The 14,395-nt window shown below is 61.5% G+C and carries 11 protein-coding genes; 9 read left to right on the top strand and 2 right to left on the bottom strand.

The genetic code is table 11. From position 1 onward, the window contains the following. Positions 1–59 precede the first annotated feature (59 nt). The gene (locus FBY04_RS25020) at positions 60–1,544 is read left to right on the top strand and encodes a winged helix-turn-helix domain-containing protein (RefSeq protein WP_145317665.1); all 1,485 of its coding nucleotides are present in this window, start codon (positions 60–62) and stop codon (positions 1,542–1,544) included. On the opposite strand, the gene FBY04_RS25015 is transcribed toward FBY04_RS25020, so the two are convergent. Then, positions 1,509–4,319: a winged helix-turn-helix domain-containing protein gene (locus tag FBY04_RS25015; RefSeq protein WP_084323783.1), complete on the bottom strand. Its 2,811-nt coding sequence runs from the start codon at positions 4,317–4,319 to the stop codon at positions 1,509–1,511. The two genes, FBY04_RS25020 and FBY04_RS25015, sit on opposite strands and share 36 nt — an antisense overlap. Before the next feature lie 333 nt (positions 4,320–4,652). Between FBY04_RS25015 and FBY04_RS25010 the strand changes: the two genes are divergently transcribed. The 3 genes from FBY04_RS25010 (at position 4,653) to FBY04_RS25000 (ending at position 7,598) form a co-directional block, all read left to right on the top strand. Beyond that, positions 4,653–5,228 (top strand): flavodoxin family protein, encoded by a 576-nt coding sequence (locus FBY04_RS25010; protein ID WP_084323782.1) that lies wholly within the window; start codon positions 4,653–4,655, stop codon positions 5,226–5,228. A gap of 31 nt (positions 5,229–5,259) precedes the next feature. Then, complete coding sequence (locus FBY04_RS25005; RefSeq protein WP_084323781.1) at positions 5,260–6,084, top strand: alpha/beta fold hydrolase; 825 nt, start codon at positions 5,260–5,262, stop codon at positions 6,082–6,084. A 71-nt stretch (positions 6,085–6,155) separates the two neighbouring features. Beyond that, a complete protein-coding gene (locus tag FBY04_RS25000) occupies positions 6,156–7,598 on the top strand; it encodes a catalase (protein WP_276526379.1) in 1,443 nt (480 codons plus the stop codon). Between the two features lie 167 nt (positions 7,599–7,765). Here FBY04_RS25000 and FBY04_RS24995 read toward each other — a convergent pair whose 3' ends face one another. After that, on the bottom strand, positions 7,766–8,182 hold the full coding sequence (locus FBY04_RS24995; protein WP_084323779.1) for a helix-turn-helix domain-containing protein: 417 nt from the start codon (positions 8,180–8,182) through the stop codon (positions 7,766–7,768). Positions 8,183–8,393: 211 nt separating this feature from the next. On the opposite strand from FBY04_RS24995, the gene FBY04_RS24990 reads away from it, so the two are divergent. The 5 genes from FBY04_RS24990 (at position 8,394) to FBY04_RS24970 (ending at position 14,330) form a co-directional block, all read left to right on the top strand. Continuing rightward, a complete protein-coding gene (locus FBY04_RS24990; protein WP_145317661.1) occupies positions 8,394–9,377 on the top strand; it encodes an MBL fold metallo-hydrolase in 984 nt (327 codons plus the stop codon). Between the two features lie 31 nt (positions 9,378–9,408). Further along, the gene (locus FBY04_RS24985; RefSeq protein ID WP_145317657.1) at positions 9,409–10,329 is read left to right on the top strand and encodes a LysR family transcriptional regulator; all 921 of its coding nucleotides are present in this window, start codon (positions 9,409–9,411) and stop codon (positions 10,327–10,329) included. Positions 10,330–11,495: 1,166 nt separating this feature from the next. Then, positions 11,496–11,912: a DoxX family protein gene (locus FBY04_RS24980; protein ID WP_084323879.1), complete on the top strand. Its 417-nt coding sequence runs from the start codon at positions 11,496–11,498 to the stop codon at positions 11,910–11,912. Then, positions 11,905–12,495, top strand: a complete 591-nt coding sequence (locus FBY04_RS24975; protein WP_145317654.1) for an antibiotic biosynthesis monooxygenase — start codon at positions 11,905–11,907, stop codon at positions 12,493–12,495. The genes FBY04_RS24980 and FBY04_RS24975 overlap by 8 nt, the downstream gene beginning before the upstream one ends. Then, positions 12,492–14,330, top strand: coding sequence for an amidohydrolase (locus tag FBY04_RS24970; RefSeq protein WP_145317651.1), 1,839 nt, complete (start codon positions 12,492–12,494; stop codon positions 14,328–14,330). Before FBY04_RS24975 ends, FBY04_RS24970 begins: the two co-directional genes overlap by 4 nt. Positions 14,331–14,395 lie beyond the last annotated feature (65 nt).

Genomic DNA, 14,395 nt, shown 5'->3' with positions numbered 1-14,395 from the left:
TGGCGCGCGATGGATGTGCAGTCTTTCGAGCCGTCCCGGGTTTGCGCACGTGAACGTGCATGAACAGCTTTACAAATGTGAACAGCGACGCGGTGCTGCAATTCGGCCCCTACGCACTCCACCTGCGGCAACGGTTGATCCTGGACGGTGACCGGTCGCTGCGCATGGGCGGGCGGGCCCTGGATATTCTGCAGGTGCTGGTCCAGCGCGCAGGCACTGTCGTCAGCAAGGACGAATTGATCGCACTCGTCTGGCCGACGTCGGTGGTCGAGGAAATCAACCTGCGCGTGCACATCGCTGCGCTGCGTCGCGCCTTGGGCGACGGGCAGGACGGGCAGCGCTATATCGTCAACATTCCCCAGCATGGCTACAGCTTTATCGCGGCGGTGGAACGAGTGCCTGCGTGTTCTCTGGCGTCGATCGAGACCGTTCAGAAACCTCAGCACAACCTGTCTGCGCGACTGACACCGGTGACTGGCCGCGACTCGATTGTTGGCAGCCTGGTTCGGCAGTTGCCCGTTCGGCGCCTCATGACCGTGGTCGGTCCTGCCGGCATCGGCAAGACCACCGTAGCGTTGCGTGTGGCCGAGTTGCTCTTGCAGCATTTTCGGGACGGTGTCTGGAGGGTGGATCTGGCGGCGATCGATGACCCTGCGCAGGTGCTCGATCACCTGGCTTGCGCCCTCGAACTGGAGCCCGGGACGATACTGGATGACTTGGCGCAACGCCATGCGTTGCTGGTGCTGGACAATTGTGAACACTTGCACGAATGCTGCCGCACGTTGGTCGAGGACTTGCTGAAATCCGCACCGCGGCTGTCGATCCTGGTCACCAGTCGAGAGCCGCTCAACGCGCAGGGGGAATCGGTCCAGCGTTTGCCGCCACTGACGGTGCCACCGGCGTCGGGATTGCACAGTGTGGCCGAGGCCATGGGCTATTCAGCGGTGCAGTTGTTCGTCAGTCGCGCGCGCGCCCGCCAGCAAGGGTTTGCCCTGCGCGAACAGGACCTCAAGGTCGTTGGGGAAATCTGTCGCCGCCTCGATGGGTTACCGTTGGCCATCGAGCTGGCGGCCGCGCAAATCGACGCGTTGGCGCTGGTGGGTGTGCAAGCCCAGCTCGACAACTGTTTTCAGCTGCTGAGCCACGGCCGGCGCACCGCCGTGCCCCGCCATCAAACCCTTAAAGCGGCGCTGGACTGGAGCTATGAACACCTGTGTCCGCTGGAGCAAACCGTGTTGCAGCGTCTGGCGGTGTTCAAAATGGCCTTTACACTGGACGCGGCGATTGGCGTGCTCGGTTGCACGGCGCTATTGCCCGAGCGCCTGGTTGAAGTGGTGGAAAGTCTGGCGCTCAAATCGCTGTTGTCGCTGGAACAGGGCGGGGGGCTGAGACGGTATCGCTTCCTCAACACCACGCGCGCCTACGCCCTCGAAAAACTTGAGCACAGTGGTGAGCTGCCTGCCTTTGAAATGCGTTACGCCCGCTACATCAGCCGGACGCGCTGGACATCAAGCGGGCAGGTGGTGCTGCAACTCGTCGAGTAAACGACGCACCTTGGTCAGGTCCGGTGTGGCAAAACCCTCAGTGAACCGCTGGTAGATCGGTGCCAGCAGCGTGTGCGCTTGCCGGTGCCGCCCCTGGCGCTGCCAAAGCTGTGCCAGTGAAGTGGCGCTACGCAGTTCCCAGGCAAGGGCGCCCTGATGTTTTGCCACGTTCAAGGCCCGAATCAGCACGGCTTCGGCGGCTTCGGTTTTCAACGGGCAACCTTGCGCCAGCAGCGCATCAGCCTTGGCTCGCAGGATTTCCGCCGTGCTCCAGCCGGCCATGCCGGTGTCCGCCCGTTGCAACAAGGCGTCATCAACGAAGCCGGTGTCCAGCGTGACCATAATGTCCTTGATCAGCCCCGCGCCCGGCAGAAGGGACGAGCGAACCTCGGCGTGGTCGATCACCTGGGCGTAGTGCAGGGCCCAGGTGTAGAACAGCAGCACCGAGTGTTTTTGCGCTTGTTCCAGCAGCAAGCGCAAGAGTTCGCGAGCGGTGCGGGTGTCGCCGTTGTAATGAGCGATCAGGCAACTGGCCAGTGCCAGGGTGTAGCAAATGGAGGTGCCGTGGTTGATCTGCAGCGCAATGTCCAGGGCTTGTCGGGCAGTGCGCCAGGCCTTTTCCGGCTGTCCTTGCACCCAGAGGATGCGTGCCAGAACCGTCAGGGCGGCGACGCTCTGATCATAGTGCACGCCAAAACCGTGGCTGAAGCGATTGAGGTGCCCGCTCTGGGCCATGCGCTGCAGGACCTGCTCGGCATCAGCCCGCGCCTGGTGCTGGTCCCCGGCAAAGTGCAGCGCCAGCACCCGCAAGCGGTGGGCGCTGAGAGACAACACCGCATCACCGTTCAGCCCTAGCCTGTCGAATTGTCGGCTCTGTTCCAGGGCCGTCTGATAGTGCGCACAACTGAGGTTGACCGCGAGGTGCCCGGACACCGCCCGCAATTGACCGGCCACATCGTTGCACTGCCTGGCCAGGTTTCTGGCGCTGACGAAGGCTTCAACGGTCTCCGCCGAGCCGCCCTGGGTGTGATAGCACGAGCTGCCGAGGGCCAGCTTCAGGGCCATTTTCAGCCGAGGGCAAGGCTCGGGCGCCGCGTCCAGCAATGCCAGCGCCTTGCGCACATACACGCCGTGCTCCCTGAGCAGCGACAATTCCTGCCACAGCGGCGCTGACGTCGCAGCCAGACGGATCGCCAATGCTTGCGGTCCTTGCGCGTTCAATCCCCAGTCGAGGGCGGAACGAATGTCTTCCAGACTGCGGGCATAACGCTCGATCCACGTGTGCGTCTGGACCGTCTCCCATTCTTGTTGGGCCTGATGCATCAAGGCCAGGCAGCGTTCGGCATGACGTTTGCGGGTGTCCGGGAGGTCGGCGGCCTGGTCGAGTTTTTCCAGCGCATAACTGCGGGTCGTGTCGAGCAGGCGGTAAAACACCTCTTCATCGCCGACCTCCACGTTCAGCAGCGACTTGGCGACCAATTGTGTGATCGAACCAAACACCTCACGGGGTTCGATGTGTTCGCCGACGATCACCGCCGCTGCCGATTCCAGTGTGAAGCCGCCCCTGAACACACCCAGCCGACGCAGGCAGACTTGTTCACAGGGGCTGAGCAGTTCGAAGCTCCAGTCCAGCGTTGCACGCAGGGTTTGATGCCGGCCCAAGGTGGTCTGACAGCCTTGGGTGAGCAGGCGAAAACTGCCCTGCAGTTGTGTCAGCAATCCGCTCAGCCCGAGGCTGTTGACTTGCGCGGCCGCCAGCTCGATCGCCAGTGGAATGCCGTCCAGGCGTCGGCAGATTTCAATCGCCAGCGGCAGTTCGTCATCGGTCAGTTCGAAACTGTCGTGGCTGGCCATCGCCCGCTCGACAAACAGCTGCAGGGCCGAAAACGTCAGGGCCTGAGCGCGGTCGAGCACGGCGATGGGCGGGGGGCAGTCCAGTGACCCAAGGCGCTGGACGAACTCACCTTCGGCCCGCAGGCTCTCGCGGCTCGTGGCCAGAATGTGCACCTCGGGCGCGGCGCGCAGGAGGTTTTCACTCAGCAGGGCGATGGCGTCGATCAGGTGTTCGCAGTTGTCGATCACCAGCAGCATTTGCCGATCATGCAAAAACGCCGCGAGGCCGCTCATCGGTTCGGTGTCGTGCAAGGACAGTTCGAGCAAGTTCGCCAGATGCGCGGTGATCATCGCCGGGTCGTTGATCGGTGCCAGGTCCAGCAGGCGAATGCCGTGCCGATATTGCCCGATCAATTGCTCGGCGACGCGCAGGGCCACGGTGGTCTTGCCGATCCCGCCGGGACCGATCAGGGTGATGAAACGCTGGCGTGACAGCTGGGCCACCAGGCTGTCGACAAGGGTCTGACGCCCGATCATGCGGGTTCGACGCACCGGCAGGTTGTGGCCGCCTGGCGCCGGTGCCGGTGTCTCGCTCAGTGCCGGTTGCTCGACGTGCTCCAGCGAATACGGCGCGACAAAGCTGTAGCCCCGGTGAGCCACAGTGACGATGTAACGCTGGCCGGCCTGACCATCGCCCAAAGCCTTGCGCAATGCCGCCATGTGCACCCGCAGGTTGATGTCTTCGACTACGCTTTTGGGCCAGACCCTGGCGATCAGTTCCTGTTTGCTGACCACTTTCCCGGCGTGCTCCAGAAGGATCAACAGAATGTCCATGGCACGCCGGCCCAGACGCAGGGGCTGGTCGGCCTCCATCACCAGGCGTTGGCCGGGATAGATCCGGTAGGGGCCGAAATGGATGGCCTGTGCGAGGAAAAGGGACAACGGGTAACTCCTGCTTGCTGCCGTCTGGTATGCGGTTTTCGAGCATATTCGTCAGGTTTGTCGATCAGTGCAACTTGCCGTGCAGCAACTCCCGGGTGTTCGTCTGGCCTGGCAGTTTCCCGTCTCTGTTGCCGAGTTCCGTATTTATTGGGCGGGGAACTCGAAAAGGTGTCGCCTAGGCTTTTGGCGCGCCAGGGAAAATTAACAACGTTTAACTCGTGCTGCGTCTGGTCTACGCCCAAAACTCAGGGTCTTCAACTCCCACCGGTCAGCCGAAGGCTGAACCTTTTGGATTGATGCACAGGGATCGAACACACAGGGAGCGACGCCGGAATGAGCAACGTGGTGGTGGTCTATCACAGTGGCTACGGGCACACGCGGGTCATGGCCGAAGCCGTGGCCGGAGGTGTGGAACGTCACCTGGGCAGCACCTGCCAGCTGATTTCGGTCGAGGACGTGGACCAGCAGTGGGACCGTTTGCACAACGCCGACGCGATCATCTTCGGCGCGCCCACCTACATGGGCAGCGCCTCGGCGCGCTTCAAGGGGTTCATGGAAGCCACGGCGGCGTTCTACCTGGCTCAACCCTGGCGCGACAAACTGGCTGCCGGCTTCACCAATTCCGGCTGCTTGTGCGGCGACAAACTCAATACCTTGCTGCAGATGGCGGTTTTCGCCGCGCAGCACTCAATGATCTGGGTCGGTCTGGACCTGCTGCCTGCGCGCTCCGGCACAGGCGTGTTCGATGGGCAGCTCAACCGCCTCGGCAGCTCGCTCGGCGCCATGGCGCAATCGAATGTCGAACAATCCCCCGAATTCGCACCGCCCGCCGAAGACCGCTGCACAGCCGCGCACCTGGGCGAGCGCGTGGCGCGGCTGGCTGATCGCATGAACCACCCACCGGTTTGATTCACCCCAACCTTCACCAAGGAGATATCGCATGAGTACGTTCACGACCCGAGACGGCACCGAGATTTACTACAAGGACTGGGGCACCGGTCAGCCCATCGTTTTCAGCCACGGTTGGCCGCTGAACGCCGACAGCTGGGAATCGCAGATGATCTTCCTCGCCTCCAAGGGCTATCGGGTCATCGCTCACGACCGCCGTGGTCACGGCCGTTCCAGCCAGCCGTGGACCGGCAATGACATGGACACCTACGCCGATGACCTGGCGCAACTGATCGAGCTGCTGGACCTGAAAGACGCCGTGCTGTTCGGCTTCTCTACCGGCGGCGGCGAAGTGGCGCGTTACATCGGTCGCCACGGCACCGGCCGGGTGGCCAAGGCCGGGCTGATTTCCTCGGTGCCGCCGCTGATGCTCAAGACCGAAGCCAACCCGGGTGGTTTGCCGATTGAAGTATTTGACGGCATTCGTCAGGCCTCCCTGGTCGATCGTTCGCAACTGTACATCGACCTCGCCAGCGGTCCGTTCTTCGGCTTCAACAAGCCGGACGCCAAACCATCGCAAGGCATGATCGACTGGTTCTGGATGCAGGGCATGACCTCCGGCCACAAGAACGCCTATGACTGCATCAAGGCATTCTCCGAAACCGACTTCACCGAAGACCTGAAGAAATTCGACGTGCCGACCCTGGTGGTACACGGTGATGCGGACCAGGTGGTGCCGATCGAAGCCGCCGGCATTGCCTCAGCAAAACTGGTGAAAGGTTCTACCCTGAAGGTCTACCCGGGCGCCCCCCATGGCTTGACTGACACCCACAAGGATCAGCTCAACGCCGATCTGCTGGCGTTCCTCAAGGGTTGATGCACACCGGCGCGGGCGTAGATCCGCGCCGTTTTTGCTCCTGATGAGCCGATTTCTTCGAGTACATGACCATGAAAAAGCTGACCAATGCCACCGGCGCGCCGGTGGTCGACAACCTCAATATCCAGACCGCCGGTCCTCGTGGGCCGGCGCTCCTGCAAGACATCTGGTTACTGGAAAAACTCGCCCACTTCGACCGCGAACTGATCCCGGAGCGCCGCATGCACGCCAAGGGGGCGGGCGCCTACGGCACATTCACCGTCACCCATGACATCAGCCGCTACACCAAGGCCAGTATTTTCAGTGAGGTGGGCAAGGAAACGCCGCTGTTCGTGCGTTTTTCCTCGGTCGCCGGCGAGCGTGGTGCGGCGGATGCCGAGCGCGATATCCGTGGCTTCGCGGTGAAGTTCTATACCGACGAAGGCAACTGGGACATTGTCGGCAACAACACGCCAGTGTTCTTCTTCCGCGACCCGCTACGTTTCTCCGACCTCAATCACGTGGTCAAGCGCGACCCGCGCACCGGCCTTCGCAACGCCACCAGCAACTGGGATTTCTGGACCCTGCTGCCCGAGGCGCTGCACCAGGTGACCATCGTGATGAGCGACAGGGGGATCCCCACCAGTTTCCGCCACATGCACGGCTTCGGCAGTCACACCTTCAGCCTGATCGACCGCGACAACAAACGCGTTTGGGTGAAGTTTCACTTTGTCTGCCAGCAGGGCATCGAAAACCTCTCGGACGCCGAGGCAGAAGCCGTGGTCGGCAAGGATCGCGAAAGCAATCTGCGGGACTTGTACGAAGTCATCGAGCAGGGCAACTTCCCGCGCTGGAAACTGTGCATTCAGGTGATGGAAGAACAGCAGGCGATCAATTACCGGCATAACCCGTTCGACCTGACCAAGGTTTGGCCGCACGGTGAGTTTCCACTGATTGAAGTGGGCATCATGGAGCTCAATCGCAACGCCGAAAACCACTTCGCCGAGATCGAGCAAGCGGCATTCTCGCCCGCCAACGTGGTGCCGGGCGTGAGCTTCTCGCCGGACCGCATGCTCCAGGCGCGGCTGTTTTCCTATGGCGATGCCCAGCGCTATCGCCTGGGGGTGAACTTCAATCACATACCGGTCAACGCACCGCGTTGCCCGGCTCACAGCTACCATCGCGACGGCGCCATGCGCACCGACGGCAACCTGGGTGGCACCGCCAGTTATTTCCCGAACAGCGTCGGCGAGTGGCAGGATTCGCCGGAACTGGCCGAGCCGCCGCTGCCGCTGGAAGGTTTTGCGCAACACTATGATCATCGGCTGGAAGAGGATCATTACGAGCAGCCGGGCAACCTGTTTCGCTTGCTGGACCCGGCGCGTAAACAGTTGTTGTTCGACAACACCGCGCGAGCCATGAAAGGCGTGCCGCAGGCGATTCGTCAGCGCCATATCGACAATTGCACCAAGGCAGATCCGGCGTACGGGTTTGGCGTGGCCGAGGCGTTGGAGCGGTTGGTGCCGTTGGTTTAAACGATCCTGGCTTGCTCGCGATGGCGGTTTCACGGGCGCCTTCGCCGGCAAGCCGTGCTCCTCAGATTTTGTGTGAACCGTTAATGCCGGACATCCAGGCAACCCGCAGGAGCATGGCTTGCCGGCGAAGGCGCCCGTGAAATCGCCATCGTCCGCAAGCTGGGCACCTACAGGTTTATGCGGGGGAGGGAACGCACGGCCCGGCAACGCCACGCAAACGGATTGATGCCTTCGCTGCGAGTGAAAATGTGGCAGAAATGTGCCTGGTCACAGAAGCCGCATTCGAGGCTGATCTGGGTCAGGCTGAGGTCGGTGCTCTGAATCAGTTGCTTGGCGCGGGCGATGCGCTGGTGGCGAATCCAGTCCTGGGGCGAGAGGCCGGTGCTGCACTTGAACGCGCGCGAGAAATGGCTGCGCGAGAGCGCGCAGGCGCGGGCCAGTTCGGTCACTTCGATGGTTTCGCCCAGACGTTCGAGGATCAGTTGCTTGGCCAGGCTTTCGCGCCACGGGGTCAGGCCCCCCGTGTTTTTCTTTGGCGTTTCAGTGGCGGTCGCGCAGGCGACGTTTTGCTGAGAATGAGCCATGACAAATGTCCGTGTCGGTGAGCGTCATTCTTGGGCGCGAGCGCTCTGGCAGGCGAGTTAAACGTTGTTAATTTCGCCTGCGCGCAGTTAAGGACAACCGTGCCAACTCAGCACATCGCTGCAATTTTCAGGATGCAGGTCCCGTGCATGATTGATGTCATGTGGCGGACCTGTGCAGGGCCGCTTTCGCGATTCGATCAAGGGTGAAGGCATGAAACATTCTCTGGTTTGCGCGTTGGGCCTCGCGATGGCGCTGGCATCCGGCGTTTCCTCGGCTCAGGCACCGGCACAAGTTGGCTCGCAAGTGCCCGGCTATTTCCGATTGGCCGTAGGCGATTTTGAGGTGACGGCATTGTTCGATGGTTACAACGACCTGTCGCCCAAACTGCTCAAGGGCCTGACCCAAAGCCAGATTCGTGCGTTGCTCGCCCGTCGCTCGATTGAAACGCCGGGCGTGCAGACGGCGTTCAACGCCTTTCTGATCAACACCGGCAAGCAATTGATCCTGGTGGATACCGGCGCCGGTCAATGCATCGGTGCAACGGCGGGCATGCTCTCGGACAACATGAAAGCGGCTGGCTACGAGCCTTCGCAGGTCGACACGATCCTGTTGACTCACCTGCACCTGGACCATGTCTGCGGACTGGTCGATGGCCAGCAGAAACCGGTGTTTGCAAACGCCACGGTCTATGCCGCCAAGGCGGAAGCGGATTATTGGCTTGATCCTCAGGCCCTGGCCAAGGCCCCCGAGGGTGCGAAACCGTATTTCAAAATCGCCCAGGACTCCACGGCACCGTATGTCGCGGCAGGGCGTTTTAAAACGTTCGACGCTGGTCAGTCGCCGGTACCGGGTGTCGAGGCCACGCTTGAAGCCGGACACACACCGGGCAGCACCACGTACCGTTTCACTTCTCAGGGGCAGAGCATTCTGTTCATGGGCGATCTGGTGCATAACCTTGCGGTGCAGTTCTTGCACCCGGAAGTCTCGATCGGATTTGACGTCAACAGTCAGCAGGCGATCAAAAGTCGCGCCAAGGTTTTCAGTGATACCGCTGCGAGCAAGACGTGGGTGACGGCGGCGCACTTGCCGTTTCCGGGGATCGGTCACATCGCCGCAGAGGGCAAGCACTTCCAATGGGTGCCGGTCGAATACGGCCCCTACAAACGAGCGGCGAAAGTCCCGCTGATCGAGTAAAGTCCGATGCCCTCCCAAGGAAACCGTACCTATGAACCGTAATGATCTGCGTCGCGTCGATATGAACCTGTTGGTTATTTTCGAGGCGTTGATGTTCGAAAAGAACCTGACCCGCGTCGCCGAAAAACTGTTCATGGGGCAACCGGCGGTGAGCGCTGCGCTGGGGCGGCTGCGGGATTTGTTCGACGATCCGTTGTTGCTGCGCAATGGTCGCGGCATGGAGCCGACCGGGCGGGCGCTGGCCATTCTCAAGGAGTTGCAGCCGGCGATGGATGTCATTTCCGGGGCGGTCAGCCGGGCGAAGGAGTTCGATCCGACGACAAGCAGCGATGTGTTTCGCATCGGCTTGTCGGACGATGCTGAGTTCGGGTTGTTTCCGCCGTTGCTGCGGCAGCTGCAGGAAGAGGCGCCGGGGATTGTCGTGGTGGTGCGTCGCGCCAACTATTTGCTGATGCCGGCATTGTTGGCCTCGGGTGAAATTTCTGTGGGGGTGAGTTACACCACGGATTTGCCGGCGAATGCCAAGTGCAAGAAGTTGCGGGATATTCCGTGCAAGGTGCTGCGGGGTGATAAACGGCCGGGGACGCTGACGCTCGATGAGTATTGTGAACGGCCTCATGCCATGGTGTCGTTCTCTGGTGATTTGAGCGGCAATATCGATCTGGATCTGGCCAAGATCGGGCGGTGTCGGCGGGTGGTGCTGGGGGTTCCGCAGTTCAGTGGGTTACGGGCGTTGCTGGCCAGGACCGAGATGGTTGCCACGGTGCCGGATTATGCGGCGTGTGCGTTGGTTGAGGGGTGTGCGTTGCGTGCTGAGGATCCGCCGTTTCCGATTGAGGCGGCGCAGTTGTCGATGGCCTGGAGTGGGGTGCATGACAATGATCCGGCGGAGCGGTGGTTGCGGTCGCGGATCAGTGAGTTTATGTCGAGGCCTTTGCCGATTGTGGGTTGAACGTGGCGGCCTTTGGGCCGACCAGGTTTTTGTTGATCTGGGTGTATATCCATTTCTGCGGTAACGGCGGCTGGCGGTTTCGCCCTTACGGCGAGTCCCTTTTGGCAAACGCCCCAAAAGGAACCAAAAGGTCTCGCCCCGAGCGTCCGGCCCCTCGCTGAGGCTCGGCGTTCCTTCGCTCCGGTATTCATCCGGGGGCATCGCCCTCCGGTTGGCTTCGCTGGCACCTACATGCGATGAGTTCGACTGCGTCGAACGGCGCTGCGCGCCACTCCCCGGATGAACACCTCCACTCAGCCTCCCGAAGGGGCGGGTGAATCAAGATCAAGAGCTGCAGGCGAGCTAACGCTCGGCCTGATGAGTGGTGAGAAGCGGGTGTATGCCGATCTGCTTTTGTAGGCGCCGGCTTGCTGGCGATGGCGGCCTGCCAGCCGACCTGTTCTCGCCGACATACGCAGACCTCGTAGGAGCCGGCTTGCTGGCGAAGACGGCCTGCCAGCCGACCTGTTCTCGCCGACATACGCAGACCTCGTAGGCGCCGGCTTGCTGGCGATGGCGCCCTGCCAACCCACCTATCCTCGCCGACATACGCTGACCTTGTAGGAGCCGGCTTGCTGGCGAAGACGGCCTGCCAGCCAATCTATTCTCGCGGTTATACGCTGACCTTGTAGGAGCCGGCTTGCTGGCGATGGCGGCCTGACACCCAACCTATCCTCGCCGACATACGCTGACCTTGTAGGAGCCGGCTTGCTGGCGATGGCGGCCTGACACCCAACCTATCCTCGCCGACATACGCAGACCTCGCAGGCGCCGGCTTGCTGGCGATGGCGCCCTGCCAACCCACCTATCCTCGCCGACATACGCAGACCTCGTAGGCGCCGGCTTGCTGGCGATGACGCCCTGCCAACCCACCTATCCTCGCCGACATACGCAGACCTCGCAGGCGCCGGCTTGCCTGCGATGGCGCCCTGACACCCACCCCGTTTTCCGCTGAAGCCCCGAACCCTGTGGAAGCCGTCTCCCGCAGGGGATCTTCAGTGGGTGGTGGATTAGCGACGGTAATCAAAAAGAGCACGTACATTCAATTTTCCTCGTTCCCACACCGGCACTATCAAACGAGGTCCCGGCGTATTGAGCCGGTGGTTTTTTATTTGTGCAGGTATCCCATGAACGCTTCGCGGTTGAATGAGCGGGCTCAGGACGTCGGGCTGTTTTTTTTGCGGGTCAGCGGTGGTTTGTTTCTGCTGTGGGTGCACGGTCTGCCGAAGCTGCTTAACTACAGCGCTCAACTGCAAGTCATCGAAGACCCTTTTCACCTGGGCACAAACGTCACGCTGGTGCTGGCGATTTTTTCCGAGGTGTTGTGTCCGCTGTTGATCATTTTCGGGGTGTTGGTGCGTCTGGCATGCCTGCCGATTCTGTGTTTGCTGTCGGTCGCGTTGCTGGTTGTGCACCCGCAATGGAGCCTCGATGAAGGGCAGTTCGGCTGGCTGCTATTGATTCTGTTCACCAGCATTCTTATCGCCGGGCCGGGACGGCTGGCGCTCAATGTCCGATTCGCCGGAGCTTTGCGTTATGCCTGAATCCAATCGTTTCGAGGAAGTCGTGACCCTGGTCATCAAGCATCGGGTCAAGGCCGGTTTTGAAGTGCCCTATGAAGCCTGGTTGCGCAACATTGTCAGCATCGCCGGGCAGCAGGAAGGGCACCTGGGTGTCGACGTGATTCGCGGCAAAAGCGCCGGCCTCGACCTGTACACCTGCGTGCTGCGCTTTTGCTCCACCGAATCGATGCAGCACTGGCTCGATTCGCCGCAACGGCTGGAACTGGTCAACGAAGCCACGCCGATGCTGGCGGACGGCGACCAGACCGAGGTCAATCCGGTCAACGAATTCTGGTTCGCCCCGCAGGCTGAAGCCAGTTCACCGCCGCCGCGCTGGAAGCAGGCCGTGGTGACGTTGTTGGTGATTCTGCCGCACACCTTGCTGGTGCCGCTGATCTGGGGCCCGCTGTTGCAGCTCAATGCCTTTCTCTCGAATTACGTGGTCGCCACATTTCTGATCACGCTGACCATCGTCGTCTCGGTGGTGTATCTGTTCATGCCGATGGCGACGCGGTTGTTCGCGCCTTGGCTGTCCTCTTCCACTCAGCCCAAGGAAACGCGATGAACGCCGATCTGATTCTGTTCAATGGCCAATTTCATACCGTTGACCGTGAAAACCCGCTCGCCAGCGCCGTGGCCATCAGCGACGGTCGTTTCGTCGCGGTTGGCACTGACGCCGAAGCCATGGCCCTGCGCGGTTCCGGCACCCAGGTCATCGACCTCAAAGGTCGTTGCGTCATTCCCGGTCTCAACGACTCGCACTTGCACTTGATCCGTGGCGGTTTGAACTACAACCTCGAACTGCGCTGGGAAGGCGTGCCATCGCTGGCCGATGCCTTGCGCATGCTCAAGGATCAGGCCGACCGCACACCAACGCCGCAATGGGTGCGCGTGGTCGGTGGCTGGAACGAGTTCCAGTTCGCCGAAAAACGTATGCCGACCCTGGAAGAACTCAACCAGGCCGCACCGGATACGCCGGTGTTTGTCCTGCATCTGTATGACCGCGCCTTGCTCAACCGTGCCGCGTTGCGCGTGGCCGGCTATACCCGCAACACGCCGAACCCGCCGGGTGGCGAGATTGTGCGTGATGCCAACGGTGAGCCGACCGGCATGCTGGTCGCTCGTCCCAACGCGATGATTTTGTATTCGACCCTGGCCAAAGGGCCGAAGTTGCCGCTGGAGTATCAGGTCAACTCGACCCGGCAATTCATGCGCGAACTCAACCGTCTTGGCCTGACCAGCGCCATCGACGCTGGCGGCGGTTTCCAGAATTATCCGGACGATTACCAGGTGATCGAGCAGTTGGCCAAAGACCAGCAACTGACCATTCGTATCGCCTACAACCTGTTCACCCAGAAGCCCAAGGAAGAGCTGGCCGACTTCAAGAACTGGACCATCAGCGTCACCCTGCATCAGGGCGACGATTACCTCCGGCACAACGGCGCCGGTGAAATGCTGGTGTTCTCGGCGGCGGATTTCGAGGACTTCCTCGAGCCACGCCCAGACTTGCCGCAAACCATGGAAGACGAGTTGGAACCGGTGGTCCGCCACCTCGTCGAGCAGCGCTGGCCGTTCCGTTTGCACGCCACGTACAACGAATCCATCAGCCGCATGCTCGACGTATTCGAGAAGGTCAACCGCGACATTCCGTTTAACGGGTTGCCGTGGTTTTTTGACCACGCCGAAACCATCACTCCGCAGAACATCGAACGGGTGAGGGCGTTGGGCGGCGGCATTGCAATTCAGGATCGCATGGCGTTTCAGGGCGAATATTTCGTCGAGCGTTACGGCGCCAAGGCAGCCGAAGCCACGCCGCCGATCAAGCGCATGTTGGCTGAAGGTGTACCGGTCGGTGCCGGCACCGATGCGACGCGAGTGTCCAGTTACAACCCCTGGACCTCGCTGTACTGGATGGTCAGTGGCCGTACCGTCGGTGGCCTGGAGCTGCACGCCGAGGGACTGTCCCGCCAGACCGCGCTGGAACTGTTCACCCACGGCAGCGCCTGGTTCTCTTCCGAGCAGGGCAAGAAAGGCATGATCAAGGTTGGCCAACTGGCTGACGTCGCGGCCCTGAGCGCGGATTTTTTCAGCGTCGACGAAGAAGCGATCAAGTGGATCGAATCGGTGTTGACCGTGGTCGGCGGCAAGGTGGTGTACGCCGCCGGTGATTTCGAAAAACTCGGACCGGCCAGCGTGCCGGTGCTGCCAGACTGGTCGCCGGTGGTGAAGGTGCCGGGTCACTGGCGCCCGACTTCGCCGATGCAGGCGAAGGTTCATCATTGCAGCGGGCCGTGCGGCGTGCATGCCCACAGCCATGAAAAGGCGCGTTTGTCGAATGCGCCGGTCAGCGATTTCGCGGGTTTCTGGGGCGCCTTTGGCTGCTCGTGCTTCGCGTTCTGACGATCACAAGAAAGCGCCGATGCACAGCGTCGGCGCCGTATGTAACACCCATCCATCGAGGAGCT

The sequence above is a fragment of the Pseudomonas sp. SJZ080 genome (genome assembly GCF_007828295.1).
In the GTDB taxonomy this organism is placed as follows: Bacteria; Pseudomonadota; Gammaproteobacteria; order Pseudomonadales; family Pseudomonadaceae; genus Aquipseudomonas; species Aquipseudomonas migulae_A.
Note: the sequence above shows the minus strand (reverse complement) of the source record. Positions and strands in the feature narration are given on the sequence as shown.